General features: G+C 75.4%; 7 protein-coding genes. All 7 read left to right on the top strand.

The annotated features are described in order from the left end of the window. Positions 1 to 152: 152 nt before the first annotated feature. Genes AB0M93_RS03150 through AB0M93_RS03120 form a run of 7 tightly spaced genes read left to right on the top strand, consistent with a single transcriptional unit; the run spans position 153 to position 23,845 of the window. Positions 153 to 1,613: a hypothetical protein gene (locus AB0M93_RS03150; RefSeq protein WP_364267812.1), complete on the top strand. Its 1,461-nt coding sequence runs from the start codon at positions 153 to 155 to the stop codon at positions 1,611 to 1,613. Continuing rightward, a complete protein-coding gene (locus tag AB0M93_RS03145; RefSeq protein ID WP_364267810.1) occupies positions 1,606 to 3,885 on the top strand; it encodes an amino acid adenylation domain-containing protein in 2,280 nt (759 codons plus the stop codon). Before AB0M93_RS03150 ends, AB0M93_RS03145 begins: the two co-directional genes overlap by 8 nt. Next, positions 3,882 to 4,880, top strand: coding sequence for a hypothetical protein (locus tag AB0M93_RS03140; protein ID WP_364267807.1), 999 nt, complete (start codon positions 3,882 to 3,884; stop codon positions 4,878 to 4,880). Before AB0M93_RS03145 ends, AB0M93_RS03140 begins: the two co-directional genes overlap by 4 nt. Then, positions 4,877 to 9,988, top strand: coding sequence for an amino acid adenylation domain-containing protein (locus AB0M93_RS03135; protein WP_364267804.1), 5,112 nt, complete (start codon positions 4,877 to 4,879; stop codon positions 9,986 to 9,988). The genes AB0M93_RS03140 and AB0M93_RS03135 overlap by 4 nt, the downstream gene beginning before the upstream one ends. Continuing rightward, positions 9,985 to 19,392, top strand: a complete 9,408-nt coding sequence (locus tag AB0M93_RS03130) for an amino acid adenylation domain-containing protein (protein ID WP_364267802.1) — start codon at positions 9,985 to 9,987, stop codon at positions 19,390 to 19,392. Before AB0M93_RS03135 ends, AB0M93_RS03130 begins: the two co-directional genes overlap by 4 nt. Further along, on the top strand, positions 19,389 to 23,057 hold the full coding sequence (locus tag AB0M93_RS03125) for a thioester reductase domain-containing protein (protein ID WP_364267800.1): 3,669 nt from the start codon (positions 19,389 to 19,391) through the stop codon (positions 23,055 to 23,057). Before AB0M93_RS03130 ends, AB0M93_RS03125 begins: the two co-directional genes overlap by 4 nt. After that, positions 23,054 to 23,845, top strand: coding sequence for an alpha/beta fold hydrolase (locus AB0M93_RS03120; RefSeq protein WP_364267798.1), 792 nt, complete (start codon positions 23,054 to 23,056; stop codon positions 23,843 to 23,845). The genes AB0M93_RS03125 and AB0M93_RS03120 overlap by 4 nt, the downstream gene beginning before the upstream one ends. Positions 23,846 to 23,847 lie beyond the last annotated feature (2 nt).

Below are 23,847 nucleotides of genomic sequence, written 5' to 3'. Positions count from 1 at the left end.
GACAACACCGGCCTGTCCGCCGATGTTGTCCACTAGTGGGCAAACCCTTGCTGTCCAACGTAAGCGCTGGTGAACATACCTTTCGTGCCGGGGGCGAGCCGCCGCCGGGGCGTGAACGGGCAACCTTCCGCAGACATCGCAAGGGGGACACCGTGACCCTGATTCTCAAGACGAAGCCCGGCGACTACTCCGCGGAGCTGCCCGCCGAATTCTCCGGCGGCGAGCTCTCCGACTACCTGAGCGCCTACTGCGCCAATCCGCTTTTCCGCAGCGCGCGGTTCGAAGAACTCGAGATCGACGACAACCCCTATCGCCGTCCCGTGCGGCCCGAGGACCTCAGTTTCCTGCGGTTCGACCGCCCCTTCGGGCGCGCCGACGCCTCGCAGCTGTCCGCCCTCATCGGGCACCGCATGCTGCTGAACATCCACGACACCGCCAAGCCGATGTACGCCGCGAACATGACACCCGAGCGGTGGGCGGAACACGCGCTGTTCTACGGCGAACGCAACCGCGTCCTGGGCGAGCTCGTGCGGCCCCTGCTGGAGGAGCACCTGTTCGGCTTCGTCCGGGAAGCCGTCGCCGAGCAGGTCGCCGACCGGCCCGAACCGGACGTCGCCGGGCTGCGGAGCCTGCTGACCGACCTCGCCGAGCGGCGAGGCAGTGCCGCCGAAGAGGTCGTCGGCCTGGTCGCCGGGGCCAAGGCCGCCGACGAGGCCGCGAAGATGACGGCGGTGCAGCTGCTGGCCGGCACCCTCAACGCCCCGCTGCGGGTCAGTCCCGCGATGGTCCCGAGCCCGGGCGGCACCGGAACCCCGGCCATCACCGGCGCGCGCCGCGAGGCGCACCCGATCGACGACGTCCTGGGTGCGGTCCTGGACGCGTGCGGGTTCGGCCTCGAGCCGCACCGCTACTACCAGTACTACCTTCCGTCCACTTTGGCCGCGATGAACTACCTGAGCGGCACGGCCCGCGATCCCGGCCAGGTCTTCGCGTTCCTCGGCGCCATGTGCGTGCGCACCCTGGACTCACTGGCGTTGATCGGCGGCCACGGCGCCCGGCTGGCCGGACTCGCCGGCCCGGCGGACTCCGCGCGCACCGAAGCCGCGCTGGCCCGCACCGCCCCGGCGGCGGAGACCGCCGCGACCGTCGAAGCGATCACCCGCACCGTCCTCGAACCACTGTCCCACCGCTTCGGCCCGCCGGCACTGGCCGCCTTCGACCGCGGCGCGCGGGAATACGCGCTCCTGCTGGACGTCCACCACGACGACCTGACCACGCAGCTGCGCTGGATCGACAGCGCCGAGGTCTACCGGGCCAAGGCCGAACGGCTGCAGGCCGCCATCGACGAGCACCACATCCCGGTCGCCCTGGACACCTTCGTCGAGTCCTGGGAGGAGTGCTCCACCACCCACGTGCACGACGACGACCGGCTGCTGGTCATCGAAAGCGGCGAGATGGAGTTCTGGAACTGCTTCTCCGGCATGCACAAGTTCCGCGCCGGCGACAAGCTGTTCATCCCGAAGCACCGCCTGCACGGCTCGGTCGTGCTGTCCGGCGAGTGCGTCTACCACCAGCCCGTGATCACCGCCGACCTGGACCAGCGCTATGGCTGAGCGGACCGCCGGCGTGCTGCTGCCCGAAATCCCCGGCAAGCGGCTGTTCCGCGCCGACCGGGCCGACCTGCCGCAGGACGCCCCGGCGTGGCTGGTCGAGGCCGCGGAGGTGTTCCGCACCGACGTCGGGCACGCGGAGTACCCGTGTCACTTCGGCCGCAACGCGCTGCACCTGGGCGAGCTGTTCGGCACCTGGGTCGGCGAGGACGGCGACCTGTCCGCGATGCGCGACGACCTCGTCGCCTTCCTGGACGCCACCCGGCCGTTCGCCCACCGCCGGATGGCGCTGGCCGCCTTCTTCGCCCCCGAGCCCGGCGCCGGCCACGCCGAGCACGGCCGGCGGTTCTGGACCGTGCTACGCCGGCTGTGCGACACCGACGACCGGCCGTGGCCCGACGAGATCCCGACGGCGCCGGAACACAGCCGCTGGGAGTTTTCGTTCCACGGCGTCCCGATGTTCGTCTTCGCCGCGGCCCCGACGCACGTCGCCCGCCGCAGCCGCAACCTCGGGGCCGGCCTGGTCATGCTGTTCCAGCCGCGCAACGTCTTCGCGGGCATCGAAGGCGGCAGCCCGGCCGGGATGGTCGCGCGGCGGCGGATCCGCGAGCGGCTCGCGGCGTGGGACTCGATCGAACCGCACCCGTTCATGGGGGACTACGGCGACCCGTCGAACTTCGAGTGGAAGCAGTACTACATCAGCGACGCCGACGGCGGGGCGATGTACGAGACGTGCCCGCTCACCCACGCGTTCCCCGACGACACCGAGCCGGCCGCCGACGTCCACGGCTTCGTCCACCGGCAGTTCGAGCAGCAGGCGGCGAAGACGCCGACGGCGGTCGCCGTCATCGCCGGCGAAGACGTCCTCGACTACCGCACGCTGGACCGGCGCGCCAACCACCTGGCCCGCACCCTGCGCGCGGAGGGCGTCCGGCCGGAGCACCGGGTCGGCGTCGTCGCCGACCGCAGCGCCGACACCGTCGTCGCGCTGCTGGGCGTGCTCAAGGCCGGGGCCGCTTACGTGCCCGTCGATCCCGCGCTGCCGGAAGAGCGGACGGTCCTGATGCTGGACGAGTCGGGGGTCGACGTGGTCGTCGCCCCGGGCCGGCTGCTCGGCCAGATTCCGGTCGGCCCGCGCCGCCTGGTCGCGGCCGACGGCGCGGGGCAGCTGGCCGGCGAGCCGCCGGTCCACGAAGCCACGCCGGACAACCTCGCCTACGTGCTCTACACCTCCGGCTCGACCGGCACGCCCAAGGGCGTCATGGTCACCCACCGGCAGCTCGCCCTGGCCACGCTCGCCCAGCGCGTGCCCGACCGGCCGTGGCCCGAGGCGTTCCTGCTGCCGATCTCGTTCTCCTTCGACGCCTCCGGCGTCGGCCTGTGGTGGACGCTGACCAGCGGCGGCGCGCTGATCATCCCGGCCGACGGCGACCACCGCGACCCGGGACGGCTGCGCGAGCTGGTCCAGCTGTACGGGGCCACGCACCTCGACTGCACCCCCGCGCTCTACGACCTGGTCCTCGGCACCGACCCGGCCCCGCTGGCCAGCCTGCGCTGCGCGATCGTCGGCGGCGAGGTGCTGCCGCCGTCGCTGGCCGCCCGGCACCGCGCCCTGCTGCCGGAGTGCCTGCTGGAGAACAACTACGGCCCGACCGAGGTCGCGGTCTGGGCCGTGACGCACCTGATCCGCGACGACGTCCCGGACGGCCGCGTGCCGATCGGGCACGCCATCGCCGGCGCGCACGCCCACGTGCTCGGCGACGACCTCGCCCCGGTCGCCGACGGCGAAGTCGGGGAGCTGTTCCTCGGCGGCGGCAACGTCGCCCGCGGCTACCAGCTGCGGCCCGGCCTGACCGCCGAACGCTTCCTGCCCGACCCGGCGGTGCCCGGGGCCCGGATGTACCGCACGGGCGACCTGGTCCGCCGGACCGAGCGCGGGGCCCTGGAGTTCCACGGCCGGGCGGACTCCCAGGTCAAGGTCCGCGGCCACCGCGTGGAGCTGGGCGAGGTCGAGGCGGCGCTGCGCGCCCACCCGGACGTCGCCGAGGCCGCCGCCGCCCTGCGCACCGCGGCCGGCGAGCCGGTCCTGGTCGCCTACCTCAGCCTGGTGCCCGGAGGGCAGCTGTCGGACACGGCCGTCCGCGCCCACCTCGCCCCGCGGCTGCCGGCCTCGTTCCTGCCGTCCCGGATCGTGCGGCTGGCGGCCCTGCCGCGGCACGCGAACGGCAAGCTCGACCGGGCCGCCCTGCCGGACGTCGCGGAGGCCGCGTCATGAAGCTCGTCATGCTGCGCCCGGCCTTCCTCCCCGCCGACACCGGCTCCCTGCGCGCCACGCCGGTCACCGACGCGGTCGCCGAACTCGGGCCCCTCGTCGCCACCCGGGCCCTCGGTGACGCCGAGCTGCTGGACCGGCTGGCGGCCGTGCCGGTGCGGCCGGCCGGGACCAAGCTGGACCGGTCCGCGTTCACCGGTGTCCTGTCCCGCAAGGAACAGCACTTCGCCGTGCACGACGGGTTCTTCGGCGTCTTCCGCGCCACGGACGCCGCGACCGAGCTGTTCGCGCACTGCGCGCTCGTCGGCTACCGCACGATCCTGCGCGAAGCCACCCGGTGCGGCACCACGCTGGACGACGAGCAGTGGGGACGGCTGCGGCACGGCATCGAGGCCACCATCGCCTACGCCCTCGGCCTGCCCCTCGGCGAACCGCGGCCCGCCCCGGCGCCGGCCGGGACGGCCGCGCTGGATCCGCACCGGCGCTGGCGCAGCGGCCACCACGTGTTCTTCCCGTTGATCCAGGCCATCGTGCTCGGGCTGGGCTGCTTCCAGGCCGCGCTCAACGCCGGCCGGCTCGACGAGGCCGGCGAGGCGCTGGCCTTCGCGACCGCCACCATGTCCGCGTCCCGCGACGCCATGCGGTTCGCCTCCGACTTCCCGGCCGGCGACTACGGCGGCGCCGTCCGGCCGGCGATGGCGCCGCCGCACCTGCCCGTCGGGCTGTCCGGGGTCATGTCCGAAGACCACGACCTGCTCATCCGCCGCTTCCGCGAACTGCGCGAGGTGTTCCCCACCCTGACCGGGCCGCTGGTCGCGCGGCGCGAAGAGTTCATCACCGCCGTCGAAGGCACCTACGACGCCCACAAGCGCGTCTGCGCCCGGTTCGACGGCGACCACGTCGTCAGCCTGCGCATGAGCGCGTCGAGCTCGGCCAAGGCCGTCGGGGTGCTGGAACAGCTGGAACGGTCCCGTCTCAACACCTTGAGGTCCCTGTGACGACCCCGGAAACCCTCGCCGAGCTGCTCGCCCGCCGCTGCGCCGAGCAGCCGGCCCGCGAAGCCCTGACGTTCCTCGGTGACGACGGGAACGCCGTCGAAATCACCTACGCCGAACTGGACGCGCGGGCGCGCGCCATCGCCGCGATCCTCACCGGAAGCTGCCGGGCCGGGGCGCGGGCACTGCTGCTGTACCCGCCGGGGCTCGACTACGTCGCCGGGTTCTTCGGCTGCCTGTACGCCGGGATCATCGCCGTACCCGCCTATCCCCCGCTCGACAAGCGCCAGGCCGCCCGCCTGACCGGGATCGCCGCCGACGCCGCCCCGGCCGCCGTGCTGACCGGGACCGCGTTCCTGGAGCCGGCCCGTGCCCTGCTCGAACCGGTGCTGCGCGAGGCCGGGGTGACCGCGGCGTGGCTCGCCACCGACGCCGCGGCGGCCGTGACCGGGCACGAGCCCGTGCGGCACAACGCGGACCGGATCGCGTTCCTGCAGTACACGTCGGGCTCCACCGGGCAGCCCAAGGGCGTCGTGATCACCCACGCGAACCTGCTGCACAACTCGGCCTTCATCCGCGACCGGTTCGGGCACACCGCGGCCAGCCGCGGCGTGATCTGGCTGCCGCCGTACCACGACATGGGGCTGATCGGCGGGATCCTGCAGCCGGTGTTCGCCGGCTTCCCGGTGACGCTGATGTCGCCGCTGAGCTTCCTGCGCGAACCGGCGCGCTGGCTGCGTGCCGTCTCCGACTACGGCGCGACCACCAGCGGCGGCCCGAACTTCGCCTACGACCTCGCGGTGCGCAAGACGACGCCGGAGCAGCGCGAGGCCATGGACCTGAGCCGGTGGACGGTGGCCTTCACCGGCGCCGAGCAGGTGCGTCCGGCCACTTTGGACGCCTTCGCCGACGCCTTCGCCGTCGCGGGCTTCCGCCGGCGGGCGTACTTCCCGTGCTACGGACTGGCCGAGGCCACCCTCATGGTCACCGGCGTGCGCTTCGACGCCGACCCCGACGTCACGGCGTTCTCGGCCGACGCCCTCGCCACCGGCCGCGCGCTGCCGCCCGCCGACGGCGCTCCCGTGCGGCAGCTGGTGTCCTGCGGGACGCCACCCGCCGACGGCGGGGTCGCGATCATCGACCCGGACAGCGGTTCGCCGGTCGGCGACGGGACGATCGGCGAGATCACCGTCTCCGGGCCGTCGGTCGCCGCCGGGTACTGGGGCGGCCGCGACGCCGAGGTGTTCGGCGGCGGCCGGGTCCGCACCGGCGACCTGGGCTTCCGGCACGGCGGGGCGCTGTACGTCACCGGGCGGCACAAGGATCTGATCATCGTCCGCGGCCGCAACGTCGCCCCGGACGACGTCGAGCTGACGGCGGCGGGCGCGCACCCAGCGCTGCGGCCGGGCTGCGGCGCCGCGATCGCCGTCGAGGCCGGCGGCGAAGAGCGGCTGGCCGTCGTGCACGAGGTGCAGGGCCCGAAACCGCTGCCGCTGCCCGCGATCGCGGACGCCGTGCGGACGGCGGTGCTGGCCGAGCACGGCGTCGCCGTGAGCCGCGTCGTGCTGCTGGGCAAGGGCGGCCTGCCGAAGACGTCGAGCGGGAAGGTGCGGCGCTCCGAGTGCCGGCGGGCGCTGGCGGCCGGCGAGCTGCCGGTGCGGTTCGACGACGGCGACGTGGTCGCCGAAGGGCTGCGGGAGCGGGCCGCGGCGGTGCTGGGCCTGGCGAGCCTCGACCTCGACGTGCCGCTGGCGGCGCTCGGGCTCGACTCGGTCAAGGCCGCGGAACTCGCGGTGCGGGCCGAAGCGGCGGGCCTCCGGCTGCACCTGCCGGACCTGATGGCGGGCGCCGACCTGCGGACCCTCGCCGGCTCGGCGACCGCGGTCGAGGCCACGGCGGCCACCGGCGCCACCGATGCGCTGACCGAGGGCGAGCGCGCGATGTGGTTCCTGCACCGCCTGGCCCCGGAGTCCACGGCGTACCACATCGGCCACGCCGTCGACGTCACCGGTCCCTTCGACGAACACCGCTTCGCCGCCGCCCTGGACACCGCGATCGCCCGCCACGCTGCCCTGCGCACCCGCTTCGGCGTCCGCGACGGCGAGCCGTACCGGATCGTCGGCGAGTCCTCTGTGGACTGGGCGTCGATCGACGCGGCCGGGTGGCCGCTGTCCCGGGTGGACAGTGTGGTCCAGGCGATGGCCGACGCGCCCTTCGACCTGGAAGCCGGGCCGTTGTGGCGGATCCGCCACTGGCGGCTGTCGGCGGACCGGCACGTGCTGGCGCTCGCCGTCCACCACATCGCCGCGGACCTGTGGTCGCTGACGGCGTTGCTCCGCGAGCTGTTCGAAGGTCCGCCGGACGCCGGCGGCGCGCCGGACATGGCCGCCGCGGTCCGGGCCGAACGCACCTACCTGGCCACCGCGGAGGCCCGCCGGGCGCACGAACGCTGGGGCCACCGCCTGGCCGACCCGCCGGAACCGCTCGACCTGCCCACCGACCGGCCGCGGCCCGCGGTCCAGGGGTTCGGTGGCGCCCGGCACCTGCAGGACCTGCCGCCGGAAACGGCCCGTGCGGTCGACGCGCTCGCCGCCGCGGAGCACGTCTCCCCCTACGCCGTGCTGCTCGCCGCCTACGCCTGGCTCCTGCACGCCTACACCGGCGCCACCGACCTCGTCGTCGGCGCGCCGGCGCCGGGACGGCTGACCGGGGAGACCGCCGGCGTGCTCGGGCTCGCCGTCAACGTGGTGCCGGTGCGGTGCGAGCTCACCGCCGGCGCCACGTTCCTCGACACGGTCCGGCACGTCGCCGCCCGCGTGCGGGAGGCCCTGTCCGGGCAGCGGATCCCGTTGCCCCGGCTGGTCGAGATCGCCCACCCCGACCGGGACCCCGGCCGCAGCCCGCTGTTCCAGACGTTGTTCGCCTTGCAGCAGGCCCCGGCCGGCGACCCGCTGTCCGCGCTGCTGCTCGACGCCGGTTCCGTCGACGCCGGCGGCCTCCGGTTCACCCCGCGGCCGGTCGCGGTCACCGGCGCGCAGCTCGACGTGTCCCTGGAGCTCGTTCGCACGGGCGAAACGCTGCGCTGCGGCCTCACCTACGACACCGCGCTCTGGGACACCGACACCGCGGTCCGGTTCACCGGGCACTTCGCCGCGCTGCTCGGCCGGGTCGTCGCGGACCCGGCGACCACGGCGGCGGGGATCGACCTGCTGCTGCCCGCCGAACGCACCGCCGTCGAAACCGGCTGGAACGCGCCGCGCACCGCGATCGCCGGCGAGCTCTTCCACGAAGCCGTCGATCGCCAGGATCCGCACGCCACCGCGGTCCGCGACGGCGACCGTGCGGTCTCCTACGGCCGTCTGACGCGCTGGAGCGACACCCTCGCCGCCCGGCTGCGCGAGCTCGGCGCCGGTCCGGAGGACCGGATCGGGGTGCTGGCCGACCGCTCGGCCGAGTTCGTCGTGGCGGCCCTCGCGGTGCTCAAGGCCGGGGCGGCCTACGTGCCCCTGGACACCGACCACCCCACCGCGCGGCTCGTGGCGCTCGCCCGCGACGCGGGGATCAGCCTGCTCGTCGGCCCGGCCCCGGAAGCGGCCGGCCTGGCGCGGGCCATCGACCGCGGTGTGTCCACTGTGGACTGGGTCGAGCCCGCTTCCGAGCTCGAAGCGCCGCGCCAGGTCGCGCGTCCGGACAACGCCGCGTACGTCATGTACACGTCGGGCTCCACCGGCGAGCCGAAGGGGGTCTGCGTCACCCACACCGGTGTCGTCAACCTGCTCGACGCGCTGGCGTGCGAAGCGGGGGACGTCTGCGCGTGGTGGACCAGCGGCGGCTTCGACGTCTCCGTGTTCGAGATCTTCGGAGCGTTGCGGGCGGGGGCCACCGTCGACGTGGTGCCCGCCGCGGTGCGGCCGCACGCCGAGCGGTACGTCGGCTGGCTCGCCGAGCGCGGGATCACGCACGCCTACGTCCCGCCGTTCGCGCTGACCGCGTTGGAGGCAAAGGTCTCGCAGCTGGCGCTGCGGAAGCTCGTGGTGAGCGTCGAGCCGACGCCCGAACCGCTGCTGCGCCGCATCGCCGCCGCGTCACCGGGACTGTCGGTGATCAACGGCTACGGCCCGACCGAGGCCACGATCTTCGCGACCGTGCACGAGCTCGACCCGGACGGCGCCGGTTCCGGCATGGTGCCGATCGGCCGTGCGGTGCGCAACTGCCCGGTCCGGGTGCTGGACGCCGCGGGCCGGGCGGTCCCGGCCGGCGTGCCGGGCGAGCTGTTCGTCGGCGGCGCCGGCCTCGCCCGCGGCTACCTCGGGCGGCCCGCCGCCACCGCGGAGGCGTTCGTGCCGGACCCGTTCGCCGACCGGCCGGGCGCCCGGATGTACCGCACCGGGGACGTCGTGCGGTACCGGCCGGACGGGTTCCTCCGGTTCCTGGGCCGCCGCGACCAGCAGGTGAAGCTGCGCGGCGTGCGGATCGAGCTCGGCGAGGTGCAGGCCGCACTGGCCGCACAGCCGGAAGTGGCGTCGGCGCTGGTGACGGTGCGGCGGATCGGCGGGCAGCCGGTGCTGGTCGGGTACGTCGTGCCGGCCGGTCCCGCCGTCCCGGCCGACCTCCGGGCCCGCCTCCGGACCCTGCTCCCGGCCCCGATGGTGCCCTCGGCCGTCGTCGTCCTCGACGGCTGGCCGGTCACCGTCAACGGCAAGCTCGACCGCCGCGCGCTGCCGCTGCCGGAGTCCGTCCGCGGGCACGGCTTCGAGCCACCGGACGGCGACCGCGAACGCACCGTCGCCGGCATCGTCGGCAAGCTGCTCGGCGGCCGCGCCGTCGGACGGCACAACGACTTCTTCGACCTCGGGGCGCACTCGTTGCTGGCGGCGCAGGCCGCGCTGCAGATCGGCGGGGCGCTCGGGCTCGACGTGCCCGTCGTCGCGCTGTTCAGCCACCCCACCGTCGCCGCGCTCGTCGAAGCCCTGCCCTCGGTGGCGGCGCCGGTCGCACCGATCACCGCCCTGCCCCGCGCCCACGAGGACCCCGCCGCACTGGCCGCGCGCATCGCCGCGCTGCCCGACGACGTCGTCCGGCTGCTGACCGACGAGGTGAGTGGAGCATGACCGACCTGTCCGTTCCCCAGCGCAGGCTGGCCGAGCGCCTGCACGCCGAAGCCGGGCGCGGCAGCACGACGTTCCCGGCGACCGCCGCCCAGCGCCGCATCTGGCTGCTCCACCAGCTGGCGCCCGACAGCTCGCGCTACACGATGCCGGCCGCCCTGCGCCTGCACGGCGAGCTGGACGTGCCCGCGCTGCAGCGTGCCCTCACCGCGGTGGCCACCCGCCACGAGGCGTTGCGCACCGTTTTCCCCGCCGTGGACGGGGTTCCGGTGCAGCGCGTCCACGCCGAGGCAAGCCTCCGGCTGGAGATCCGGGAACCCAACGGCGTCACCCCGGCGGACGCGCTGCGCATGGCCGTCACGGAGCCGTTCGACCTGGCGGCCGCCCCGCCGGTGCGGGCGATCCTGTGGCCGGTCGCCCTCGGCGAGCACCTGCTCCTGATCGCCGTGCACCACATCGCCGCCGACGCCTGGTCGCTGCCGATCCTGCTGACCGACCTGGCCGCGGCCTATCGCGCCGGACAGGACGACCGCGCGCCCCTTCCGATCCAGTGCGGCGACTACGCGGTCTGGGAAGCCGGCGCCGACGCCCGCGCGCAGGCCGACGCGGCGGCCGGCTACTGGCGGCGCGTCCTCGCGGACCCGCCCGAACCGCTGGACCTCCCGGCCGACCACCCGCGTCCGCCGGCCGAAGCCGGGCCGGCCGCGACGCACCGCAGCGTGCTCCCGCCCGACCTCACCCGGCAGCTCCGAGCCCACGCCCGCGCCACCCGGACCACGGTGTTCACCGTGCTGCACGCCGGACTGACGGCCGTCCTGCACCGCTTCACGGGTGCCCGCGACCTGATCATCGGCGTCCCGGTCTCCGGCCGCATCCGGAGCGAGACCGCCGCACTGGTCGGCTGCTTTGTCAACACGTTGCCGCTGCGCACCTTCTGCGCCGCCGACACCGGTTTCGCGGCGCTGCTGGACCAGGTCCGCAACCGCACCCGCGAGGCCCTCACCCACCAGGCCGCACCGCTGGAGCGCATCATCGCGGAGGCCGGCGCGAAGCGGCTCCCGGGTCGCGCACCGCTGTTCGACGTCGGGCTCACCCTGCAGCCCCGCCTCGACGTCTCCGGGCTGTTCGCCGGACTGCGCGCCGAAGCCGTGCCCCTCGACGCCGCCGACGCCAAGTTCGACCTCGGCTGCCTGATCGAGGAGGACGGCGACACCCTGCGCATCGCGTGGGAGTACCGCGCCGATCTGTTCGACGCCGCCACCGTCGGCTCCCTCGCCGCCTGCTTCACCGCGCTCCTGACCGAAGCGACGGCCGATCCGGACCGGCCCCTCGGCGCCCTGCAACTGGTTCCGGACCCGGCCGAGCACACCACGCCGGCGCCGGACGCCGGAACCGTCGTCGACCGGTTCGCCGCCGCGGTCACCGCGAACCCGGACGCCCCGGCGATCGTCGACGGCGACCGCACCCTCGGCTACCGCGACCTGGACCGGCTCACCAACCGGATCGCCCGTGCCCTGCGCGACCGCGGCGTCGGCCCGGAAACCCCGGTCGGCGTGTGCCTGCCGCGGTCCGCGGACTTCGCCGTCGCCTGCCTGGCCGTGGTGAAGGCCGGCGGTCACTACGTCCCGCTCGACGCCGGCCAGCCCCGCGAGCGCCTGGACCGCATGCTCGCCGACGCCGGGATCGCCCACGCGATCACCGCGTCGCCGTCGCCGGAATTCCTCGCCGCGACCGGCACGCTGCTCATCGACCGGCCCGAGGCCTGGGCCGGCCAGCCCGAGACCGCGCTCGAAACCCCCGTGCACCCGGACACCCTGGCCGCCCAGATCTTCACGTCCGGCTCCACCGGCCGCCCCAAAGCCGTCGCCCTCACCCACCGCGGCGTCGTCGACCTCGTCCGGCCCGGTGACTACAGCGGCCTGGGCCCGGACCGGACGCTGCTCTGGCTGTCGTCGGTGTCCTTCGACGCCGCCACCTGGGAGATCTGGGGCACGCTGCTGCACGGCGCCCGCGGCGTGGTGCACCCCGAACTCGCCTTCACCGCCGCGGCGATCGGCACGGCCGTCCGGACGCACGGCGTCACCGCCGCCGTGCTGGCCACCGCGCTGTTCCACGCGATCGTCGACGAAGACCCGGCCGCGCTGCGCGGGCTGCGGACCGTGCTGATCGGCGGCGAAGCGCTGTCGGTGCCGCACGTCCGGCGGGCCCTGGCGGCCGCGCCCGGCCTCACCGTGATCAACGGCTACGGACCGGCCGAAGCCACCACCTGCGTCACCGCGCATCCCGTGTCCGAAGTGGACCCCGGTCTCGGCGCCCTGCCGAGCGTCCCGATCGGGCGCGCGGTCAACGGCAGCCGGGTGGTGCTGCGTGACGCCGACGGCTACCCGGTCCCGCCCGGCGCGGTCGGCGAGGTGTGGCTGGGCGGCCCCGGGCTGGCCCGCGGCTACACCGGGCACCCGGCCCAGACGGCCGAGCGGTTCGTGCCCGCACCGGACGGCGGCCGCTGGTACCGCACCGGCGACCTGGCCCGCCGGCTCGGCGACGGCACGCTGCTGTTCCGGGGCCGCGTCGACGCGCAGGTCAAGATCCGCGGCCACCGCGTCGAGCCGGGCGAGGTCGAGGCCGTGCTCACGCGGCACCCCGCGGTCACCGCGGCCGCGGTGGTCGCGCACCGCCTCTCCCCCACGGACAACCGGCTGGCCGCGTACGTCGTCACCGGCGACGTCGCCGAACTGCGTTCCTGGCTGGCATCGGCGCTGCCGTCCTACCTGGTCCCGGCCTCGCTGACGGCCGTCGACACCCTTCCGTCGACCCGCAACGGCAAGCTCGACGCGGCCCGGCTGCCCGCACCGCAGTGGGCCGAGCACGCCGGCGACGGGCGCCCGCGGACCGGGACCGAGGACGCCGTCGCCCGGATCTGGGCGGAACTGCTGGACCTCGACCCCGCCGCGATCGGTCCCGGCGACGACTTCTTCGACCTGGGCGGCCACTCCCTGCTCGCCTCGCGCCTGGTTTCCCGGCTGGCCGCGCGGCTCGGCGCCGACGTCGGCCTGGCCGAGGTGTTCACCCGCACGACGCTCGCCGCGCTGGCGGACGTCGTGGCGACCGCCGCACCGGCACCGGCGGCCGGGGCGATCGAGCCGGGACCGCGTCCGGCGCCGCTGTCCCACGCCCAGGAACGGCTGTGGTTCCTCGCGCGCCTGGACCCGGGCTCCCCGGCGTACCACCTGCCCCTTTCCGTCCGGATCACCGGAGCGCTGGACACCGCCCGGCTGGCCGCCGCGTGGGACACGGTGATGGCGCGCCACGAAGCGCTGCGTTCGGTGATCGAAGAACGTGCCGAAGGGCTGTTCGCCGTTCCCGCCGCGCCGGCCGCGCTGCAGTACGTCGACGATCCGGCCGGGCACCTGCGGCACGACCTGGCGCGGCAGCCGTTCGACCTGGCGCACGACGTCCCCGTCCGGGCGCTGCTGGCCCGCGTCGGCGAGCAGGAGCACGTGCTCTCCGTCGTGGTCCACCACATCGCCGCGGACGGCCGGTCGGTGGCGATCCTCGCCGAGGAGCTGAGCGCGGCGTACGCGGGTGAGGCGGACGCCGGGCCCGTCGTCCAGTACGGCGATTTCGCGCACTGGCAACGGAACCGGCTGTCCGGGACGGCCCTGGACGCCCTCACCGGCTTCTGGCGCTCCGCTTTGGACGGTGCACCGCTCGTCCTGGAGCTGCCGGCCGACCGCCCGCGCCCGCCGCGGCAGGCGTTCGGCGGCGCTTCGGTGCCGGTCACGATCCCGGCCGGGACGGCCGCCCGGATCAGGACGCTGGCCGCGTCGGCCGGCTGCACCGAGTTCATGGTGCTGTCGGCGGCGTTCGCCGCCACGGTGTCGGCCTACAGCGGGCAGCACGACGTCCTGTTCGGGACGCCGGTCGCCGGCCGCCCGCACCCGGACGTCGAGCGCACGGTGGGCAGCTTCGCCAACACGGTGGTGCTGCGTGCCGACCTGTCCGGCGAGCCGACCGCCCGGGAACTGCTGGCGCGGGTGCGCCGGACGTGCCTGGCGGCCTTCGCGCACCAAGACCTGCCGTTCGAAAAGCTCGTGGAAGCGCTGACGCCGGAGCGGGACCTGTCCCGCAACCCGGTGGTGCAGACCATGCTGGCGCTGAACACGAACACCCCGCCCCGGCTGGCCCTGCCGGGCCTGCGGGTGCGGCACCTGGCCGCCGAGCTGCCGGTCGCGCGGTTCGACCTGGCGCTGTGGCTCGCCGACGGCGACGACGGCGGCATCGGCGGGTTCGCCGAGTACGACACGGCGTTGTTCGACCCCGAGACCGTGTCCGGGGTGCTCGGGCACTTCGCCGAGCTCCTGACGGCGATGACCGCGGATCCGGACGTCGTGCTCGAGACCGTCCTGACGGACACCGACGCGGACCGGTTGCGCACCTGGGGCGGCGGATCCGCGCCCCTGGCGGGAGAACCGGTGCCGGCCGCGGTCGCGCGGATCGCCGCGACCGATCCGGACCGGCCCGCGATCGCCGCCGAAGACGGCTCGGTGCGGACCTACGGGCAGCTGTGGCAAGCCGCCGTGGACATCGCCGCGCGGCTGCGCTCGGCGGGCGTCGAATCGGGGGCCGCGGTCGGGATCTGCGCCGGGCGGTCCGCGTCGACGGTCGCGGCCCTGCTCGGCTGCGGGCTCGCCGGTGCCGCGTACGTGCCGCTGGATCCGGCGGCCCCCGAGGCCCGGCTGGCGCGGATGGCGGAGATCGCCGGCCTCGCCGTCGTGCTGGCGGACGCGGAATCGGCCGGGCGCATCACGTTCGCGCCGGTGCTGCCCGTCGACGGCGAGCCGGCCGGCGACCCCGCACCGCCAACACTGTCCGAAGTAGACAGCCCCGCCTACATCCTGTTCACCTCCGGCAGCACCGGCGAACCCAAGGGCGTCACCGTCCCCCACTCCGCGCTGACCGCGTTCCTGGCCGCGATGACCGGCCACGAGCCCGGCCTGTCCGCGCGCAACCGCCTGGTCGCCGTCACGCCGTTCACCTTCGACATCGCCGCCCTCGAGCTCTTCGGCCCACTCACCCGCGGCGCCTGCGTCACGCTCGCCGAGCCGGCGACCACGCACGACGGCGTCGCGCTCGCCCGGTTGCTGGAGGCCGCCGACTGCGACGTGCTCCAGGGCACCCCGGCCACCTGGCGGCTGCTCCTCGACGCCGGGTGGCGGCCCTGGCCGGGCTTCCGCGCGCTGTGCGGCGGCGAGGCGCTCCCCGCCGACCTGGCGGCCGAACTCCGGGCGCACGGCGCCGAGGTGTGGAACCTCTACGGCCCGACCGAGACGACCGTGTGGTCGACCGTCGAGCGCGTCGACGACTCCGGGGTCATCGGCATCGGCCGGCCGATCCCCGGCACCACCCTCGAACTGACGACCCCCACCGGGGCCCGGGTCCCCGTCGGCGCGGTCGGCGAAATCCGGCTCTCCGGCGCCGGCTTGGCCCTCGGCTACGCCGCCCGCCCGGCCGCCACCGCCGAGCGGTTCGTCCCCGGCGACGGCGGCGAACGCCGGTACCGCACCGGCGACCTCGCCCGTTTCGACCACAGTGGACGGTTGCGGCACCTCGGGCGCGCGGACGCGCAGCTGAAGATCCGCGGCCACCGCGTCGAACCCGCCGAGGCCGAAGCCGCCCTCACCGCGCACCCCGGCGTGCCGGCCGCGGCGGTCGTCGCCCGCGAAGGCCGGCTCGTCGGCTACTACCTCCCCGATCCGGCGGCCGGCGGGCACGTCGATCCCGCCGTGCTGAAGGCCCACCTGAGCACCCTGCTGCCCAGCTACCTGATCCCCGACCTGCTGCTCCCGCTGAGCGAGTTCCCGTTGACACCGCACGGGAAACTCGACCGCGCCGCGCTAGCCGCGCGCCCGATCCGGCAGGCGGCCGCCACCGCGGACCTCGGCCCGCGCGACGGGCTGGAAGCCGTCGTCGCCGAGACCTGGTCCGACGTCCTCGGCCGACCCCTGTCCGCCGGCGACGACTTCTTCGCCGCCGGCGGCCATTCGCTCGACGCCGCCCGCGCCGCGACCCGCCTGTCCGCCGCCCTCGGCCTGGAAATCCCGGTGCCGGCCGTGTTCGAGCACCCCAGCCCGGCGGCGCTCGCCGAGTGGGCGCGGGCCCGGACGGCCGGGCCCGCCGACCCGATCCCGGTGCAGCCCGGCGACGGCCCGTTCCCGCTGTCCTCGGCGCAGGAACGCCTGTGGTTCCTCGCCGAATACGCCCCCGAGTCCCCGGCCTACAACGTCCCGGTCGCGGCCCGGGTCACCGGCCCGCTCGACGTCCCCGCGCTGCGCCGGGCCCTCGGCAGCCTGGTCACCCGGCACCCCGCGCTGCGGACGGTGTTCGAGGACGCCGGCGGCCGCGGCACCCAGCGCCACCTCCCGGCCGCCGAGGCCGCGGCGGCCGCGCTGCGGATCGTCGACCTCACCGGCGTCCCCGGCGCCGCGGACCGCGCGGCCGACCTGGCCGCCGCCGCGGCCACCCGGCCGTTCCGCCTGGCCGAGGGCGAACCGCCGTTCCGCGCCACCCTCCTGCGGGTGTCCCCGCTCGACCACGTGCTCGTCCTGGTCCTGCACCACATCGTCGCCGACGGCTGGTCGGTGTCGGTACTGGCCCGCGACCTCGCGGCCGCCTACGCCGGCACCGAACTGCCGGAACCCGCGCTGCGGCACAGCGATTACGCCGCCTGGCAACGCAGCCGCGCCGCCCGCGCCGCGGGTCAGCTCACCCGCCGCTGCGAAGAGCTCGCCGGTGCCCCGCACACCCTGGAACTGCCCGCCGACCGGCCGCGGCCACCCGAGCGCCGCCACCACGGCCGCACCCTGCCGCTGGCCGCCGGCACCGGGCTCACCGAGCGGGTCCGCGCGCTGGCCCGGGACGCCGGCGTGACCGAATTCATGGTGCTGCTGGCCGCGTTCGCCGCCACCCTGACCCGGTTCAGCGGCCAGGAGGACCTGCTGATCGGCACCCCCGCCGCCCAGCGCACCGCCCCCGGCACCGCCGACGTCGTCGGCCTGTTCGCCGAGACCCTCGTGGTGCGCGCCGGCACCGGCGGCGACCCGACCGTGCGCGAGCTGCTGGCCCGCGTCCGCCGGGCCTGCCTGGACGCCTACGCCGCCCCCGACGTCGCGTTCGAAACCCTGGTGGACGCGATGGCGCCGCAGCGCGACCCGGCCCGCAGCCCGCTGTTCCAGGTGATGATCGCGCTGAACAACGCCGCGGGCGCGCTGCCGGAGCTGCCCGGCCTGGCCGTCGAAGGCGTGCCCGTACCGAACCGCACCGCCAAGTTCGACGTCGTCCTGAACCTGCTCGACACCCCCGGCGGCATCGACGGCGGCCTGGAGTACGACACCGACGTCTACCAGGAACCGCTGATGACCCGGTTCGCCGAGCACTACCTGCGGACCCTGCGGGAGTTCACCGACGGCCCCGACCGGCCGCTGTCGGCCATCGGCGCGCTGAGCCCGGCCGAGGAACGGACCTGGCTGCGCGACTTCAACCGGGTGCCCGCCGGCTACGACCCGCAGGTGTGCCTGCACACCCTCGTCGAGGCCCAGGCCGCCGCGACCCCCGATGCGGTGGCGGTTTCCCTGGCCACCGAACCCGGCCGGCCCCGCCCCTCGCTCACCTACGCCGAGCTGGAGGACCGCGCCAACCGGCTCGCCCGGTACCTCGTCCGCCGGGACGTGCGGCCCGACGACGTCGTCGGCGTTGCCTTGCCGCGCAGCCTGGACGCCGTCGTCGCGCAGTACGCGATCCTCAAGGCCGGCGCCGGGTTTCTGCCGCTCGACCCGGCGCAGCCCGCCGCGCGGCTGGCGGACATCCTCGCCGACGCCGGGGCGCGCCTGGTCGTCACCGACGCCGACGGCGACCGCGTGCTGCCGCCGGAACCCGGCCGCGTCCACGTCGACCGCGCCGGGTGGACCGAGGACGCCCGGCCGCCGTCGGTGGCCGTCACGCCGGGCCACCTCGCCTACGTCGTCTACACCTCCGGGTCCACCGGCAAGCCCAAGGGCGTGCAGATCGAACACCGCGCCATCGCCAACAACCTGCTGTGGATGCAGCAGGACTGGCCGCTGGACGCGGCGGACCGGATGCTGCACAAGACCACGACCACCTTCGACGTCGCCGTCAAGGAGGTGTTCTGGCCGCTGCTGGCCGGCGCCGAGCTGGTCCTGGCCAAGCCCGGCAGCCAGCGCGACCCCGACTACCTGGTCGAGCTGATCGCGGACGCCGGGATCACCATCACCCACTTCGTGCCGTCCATGCTCGAACTCGCGGTGGAGGTGCTCGACGCGGCCGGCACGGGCTTCCCGGCCTCGCTGCGGTACGTCATGTGCGGCGCCGAGACGCTGCCGGTCGCCACGCAGGAGGCGTTCTTCGCCCACGGTTCCGCGGACCTGCTGCACATGTACGGCCCCACCGAGACCGCGATCGCCGTCACCGGCTGGACCTGCAAGCGCGCCCAGTCCCGCAGCCGGGTGCCGCTCGGCGTGCCGATGCCGCTGGTGGAGCTCTACGTCCTGGACCGCCACGGCCGGCCCGTCCCGCCCGGGGTCTGGGGCGAGCTGCACGTCGGCGGCTGCTCCCTCGGCCGCGGCTACCTCGGCCGGCCTGCGGAGACCGCCGCGGCGTTCGTGCCGGACCCGTTCTCCGGCCGGGAAGGCGCGCGGCTCTACCGCACCGGCGACGTGGTCCGGCACGGCCCCGACGGCCTGCTGGAGTTCCGGGGCCGCGCCGACGACCAGATCAAGATCCGCGGCTTCCGGGTCGAGCTCGGCGAAATCGAGGCCGCGCTGGCCGCCGAACCGGACGTGCGCCAGGCCGCGGCCGTGCTGCGCGGCCGCGGCGCCGACGCCCGGCTGATCGGCTACGCCGTGCCCGCGCCCGGGACGGCCCTCGATCCGGCGGACCTGCGTCGCCGGTTGCGCGGCCGGCTGCCGGACTACATGGTCCCGGCCGACGTCGTGGTCCTGACCGCAATGCCGCTCGGCGACAACGCCAAGGTCGACCGCGCGGCGCTGCCCGACCCCGCGCCGCGGCGGCGGACCGGCCCGGCCGCGGCGCCGGGCGACGCCTTCGAAGCGGCCGTCGCCGAGGTCTGGGCCGAGGTCCTCGGCACCGGCGCGGTCGGCGCCGACGACGACTTCTTCGTCCTCGGCGGCAACTCGCTGCAGGCCGCGCGCATCGCCGCCCGGCTGCGCGAACGGTTCGGGTGCGAACTGCGGCTGCGGGACGTCTTCGTCGAACCCACGGTCTCGGGGATCGCCCGGCTGCTGCGCGCCGCCGGCCGGACCACCGCCATCACCCGGCAGCACCGCCGGGCCCGCCCCGCACCGCCCGCTCATCTCGGGGGAAAGCCGTCATGACCACACTGCAAAGCCCGGCCGTGCCCGACGCCACCGCCGAGGACGTGTTCCCGCTGTCCTTCGCCCAGGAACGGATCTGGTTCCTGGACCAGCTCGATCCGGGCAGCGCCGCGTTCACCATCACCGCCGCGCTGCGGGTCCGCGGCCGGCTCGACGCCGCCGCGCTGGACCGCGCGCTGACCGCGCTGACCGAGCGGCACGAGGTGCTGCGGACCCGGTTCGACCACGACGGGACCGCGCCGGTGCAGCTCGTCGCGCCGGAGAGACCGCCGGTGCTGCGGCTGGCCGACCTCGGCGGCCTGCCGGTCGAGCAGGCGCGGGCCGCGGCCGAAGCCGTCGCGGAGCGGCAGGCGCGGTCGTCGTTCGACCTGCGGGAAGGACCGCTGCTGCGGACCGGGCTGGTGCGGATCGCCGACGGCGAAGGGCTGCTGCTGCTCGTGCTGCACCACACCGCCTGCGACGGCTGGTCGGCCGACCTGCTGGTCCGCGACCTGGCCGAGCTGTACCGGGCCGAGGTGCGCGGGTCGGCGCCGGAGCTGCCCGAGCTGCCGATCCAGTACGCCGACTTCGCCGTCTGGCAACGGGAAACGCTGGCCGAAAGCGGCTTGGACGAGCAGCTCGCGTACTGGAAGCAGGCGCTGGCCGGCGTCCCGCGGGTGCTGGATCTGCCGACCGACCACCCGCGTCCGGCGGAGCAGGACTTCGGCGGCGCGATGGTGTCGCGGGAAATCGGGCCGGCCCTGGCCGCGGCACTGGTCGGCGCGGCGCGGGCCGAAGGCGCGACGCCGTTCATGCTGCTGCTGACCGCCTACCAGGCCGTGCTGGCCCGCCGCTCCGGGCAGGCCGCGTTCCTGGTCGGGACGCCCGTCTCGGGCCGCACCCGGCCGGAAACCGCCGACCTGCTCGGCTGTTTCATCAACATGCTGGCGCTGCCCGCGGACGCGGCGGGCGACCCGGCCGTGCGTGACCTGCTGGCTCGCGTGCGCCGCACCTGCCTGGCCGGCTACGCCCACCAGGACCTGCCGTTCGAGCACCTGGTCACCGAACTCGACCCGCCCCGCGACCTGGGCCGCGCGCCGCTGGCGCAGGTGCTGCTGGCGGTGCAGGACGGACTGTCGGGCGAGGTCGACGTCGAAGGGGCGACGCTCGTCCCCGCGCCGGTCTCCGGCGGCGTGGCCAGTTACGACCTGACGCTGGACGCCCAGCTGGCACCCGAGGGGTTCCGGCTGAACCTGGTCTACGCCACGGCGTTGTTCGAGGCGGCGACCGCCGAAGGGATCCTCGAGGACGTCGTCGCGGTGCTCACCGCGATGGGCGAGGACCTCGGCGTCCGGCTGTCCGAACTGCCGATCGGGGCGGGACTGCCCGAGACCGCCGAGGTCCGGACCGGCGAAGCCCGCCGGATCGCCGCCGAGGTACTCGGGATCGCCTCGCTCGAGCCGGTCGAGGTCACCGGCGAGCTGGCCGGCCCGGTCGCGATCTGCGTCCGCGACGACGTCCGCCGCGCCGCCGCCCGCCAGGCGGCGTGCGGGCGGGGTGGGCTCTTCCTCGAGCTGGATGCCACCGCGCCGCCCGCGTACCTGGCTCGTCACCTCGGTCCGGCGACGGTGCTCGTCACCGACCGCGAGGATCTGGGGGACCTGCCGGTCCGGGTGATCGCGCCGCCGGACGAGGGCCTGCCGCCCGAGTCCGGTCGGCTCGGCGAAACAGGCCGGGAAGCGCTCGTTCCGGCTCAGCTGAGCCGGGATCTGGTCTTTCCGCTGCGCGCCCTCACCGGCACCACCCCCGCGGCCGGGATCACCGATTTCACCGGCCGCCCGGCGCTGCCCGGTGCCCGCGGCGAGCTCTGGTTCTCCGGGACCGCCGAACCGCTGCACCACATCGCCGGTGCCGCCCGGACCGCCGAGCTCCTGACTCCCGCACCCGGCGGCGCGCGCCGCCTGCGGACCGGGCGCACCGCCCGCGTGATCGACGGCCGCGTCGAACTGCTCGACCCGCCGGACCTGGCCGAGCTCGAAGCGGTCCTGCGCGCCCATCCGGACGTCACCGCCGCGGCCGCCGTCACCACCCCGGCCGGTGAGACCGTCGCCGTGCACGCCCCGGCCGTGGTGTCCGATGTGGACGCTTATCTGGCGGCCGAGCTGCCCGCAGCGCTGCTGCCCGGCCGCTGCCTCGGCGTGCCCGAGCTGCCGGACACGCCCGAAGCACTGCTCGCCGTCACCGCGCAGCGCACCAGCGGCTACGAAGGCGCCGCCCGGCCGCGCACCCACCTGGAGCGGGCGATCCTCGACTGCTTCGGCACCGCACTGGACCGCCGCGACATCGGCATCCACGACGACTTCTTCGACGCCGGCGGCACTTCCCTCACCGCGGCACGCCTGATCGTCGCCCTGCCCGAGGCCGTGGGGATGCCGGTGCCGCTGAAGACGCTGTTCACCAGCTCCACCGTCGCCGCGCTCGCCGCCGCCCTCGAAGACCCGGAGGGCCCGGGCGCCCCGGACAGCGCCATGGCCATGGCGCTGTCCGACGAGCAGCTGCCCCCCGGCATCGCCCCGTCCGGGCCACCACGGCCCGCACCCCCGGACGGCGGCCTCGGCTGCGTCCTGCTCACCGGCGGCACCGGGTTCCTCGGCGGCCACATGATCGCCGAGCTCCTGCGCCACGGCGCCACGGAGGTCGTGTGCCTGGTCCGCGGCGAAGATCCCGCCGAACGGCTGGCGGCGAACCTGGCCGGCTACGACCAGGACGACGTCGACCCGGCGAAACTGACCGTCCTGCCCGGCGACCTCACACTGCCCCGCTTCGGGCTGGACGAGGCCGGGTTCGCGGCCTTGGCCGACCGCCTCGACGTCATCTACCACTGTGCCGCGCACATGAACTTCATCCTCCCCTACCGCGTGCTGCGCGCCCCGAACGTCGTCGGCACCACCGAAATCCTGCGGCTGGCCTGCACCGGACGGCCGACGCCGGTGCACTACATCTCGACCATCGACATGCGCGTCGGCGACGTGCTGCCCGAGCAGCCAGGGCCGCTGGAAGCCGGCACCTCCGACGGCTACGTGCTCAGCAAGAAGACCGGCGAGCACCTCGTCCTGGAAGCCGGGCGGCGCGGCCTGCCGGTGGGGGTGTACCGGCCCTGGCTGATCACCGGCGCCACCGGCACCGGCGCGGTCGGCGTGCGCGACCAGCTGGCGCTGTGCCTGGCCGGCAGCCTGATCGCCGGCCTGATGCCCGAGGACACCCCGATCCCGCTGCACGTGCTGCCGGTGGACCTGGTGTCCGCGGCGATCGTCCGGCTGTCCCGCCTGGCGCCCCGGCCCAACCCGGTGCACCAGTTCTACAACCCGCAGGTGGCGCCCATGGAGTCGATCCACGAACACCTCACCCGGACCGGGTACCGGTTCGACACCGTGCCGTACGCGCAGTGGCGGGTGCAGCTGGCCCGCCGCACCGCCGGCCGGCTGGACGGCCTGGCGGCCCTGCTGTCCATCGACGGCCCGATGACCGGCGACCCGGACGTCGTCGAGATCGGCAACACGCTGTCCGGCCTCGGCGGCGACGCCGGCTTCCCGGCCATCGACGTCGACTACGTCGCCAAGACCGTCGCCTTCCTGGTCCGGCAGGGCATGGTGCCCGAACTGAGCGCGAGCGGGGTGCCCTCATGATCACCGAACCCACCGGTCCCTGGCTGCGCCGCGCCGCGGAGCCGGCCGGCGGCGGCGACGTCCGCCTGTTCTGCCTGCCCCACGCCGGATCCGGGCCGGCCCGCTACCTGCGCTGGGCGGGCCGGCTGCCCGGGATCGACGTCTTCGGCGTCTGCCTGCCCGGCCACGAGCGCCGCGTCGCCGAGCCGCCGCTGCGCCGCGTCCCGGACATCGTCGACGCGCTCGCCGACGCCGCCGGGCCGCACCTCGACCGGCCGTTCGCGGTGCTGGGCCACAGTTTCGGCGGCCTGCTCGCCTTCGCACTCGCCCGGCGCCTGGAAGCCGGCGGCGCGCGGCCGCAGCACGTGTTCGTCTCCGGGGCGGCGCCTTGGCGCACCACCGAGCCGCCGGTCGCCGCCCTCGACGACGAAGCCTTCGTCGCCCACGTCCGCCGCCTCGGCGGCCTGGACCCCGACGTCCTGGCCCACCCCGATCTCGTCGACCTCGTCACCCCGGCCCTGCGAGCCGACTACGAGGCCGCCGAGGCACACACCCCGGACCCCGCCGCGACGGTGCTCGCCCCGATCACCGCGATCGGCGGGCTGCACGACCCCGCGGCACCGCCGGGCGCCCTGATCGCCTGGGGACGGCACACCACGGGCCGATTCACCCGCATCACCCTGCCCGGCGGGCACTTCGCCCTGTTCGACCAGGAGCACAACGTGCTCCGCGCCGTCCGGGCCACCCTGACCGCGCCCGGCCGGGCCACTTCGACGGCCGGTGCGCACCTGAAGGAGGCAGCACGTTGAGC

The sequence above is a fragment of the Amycolatopsis sp. NPDC051102 genome (assembly GCF_040682815.1).
In the GTDB taxonomy this organism is placed as follows: domain Bacteria; phylum Actinomycetota; class Actinomycetes; order Mycobacteriales; family Pseudonocardiaceae; genus Amycolatopsis.
The sequence above is the reverse complement of the archived record's forward strand: the minus strand, read 5'-3'. Positions and strand labels throughout refer to the sequence as shown.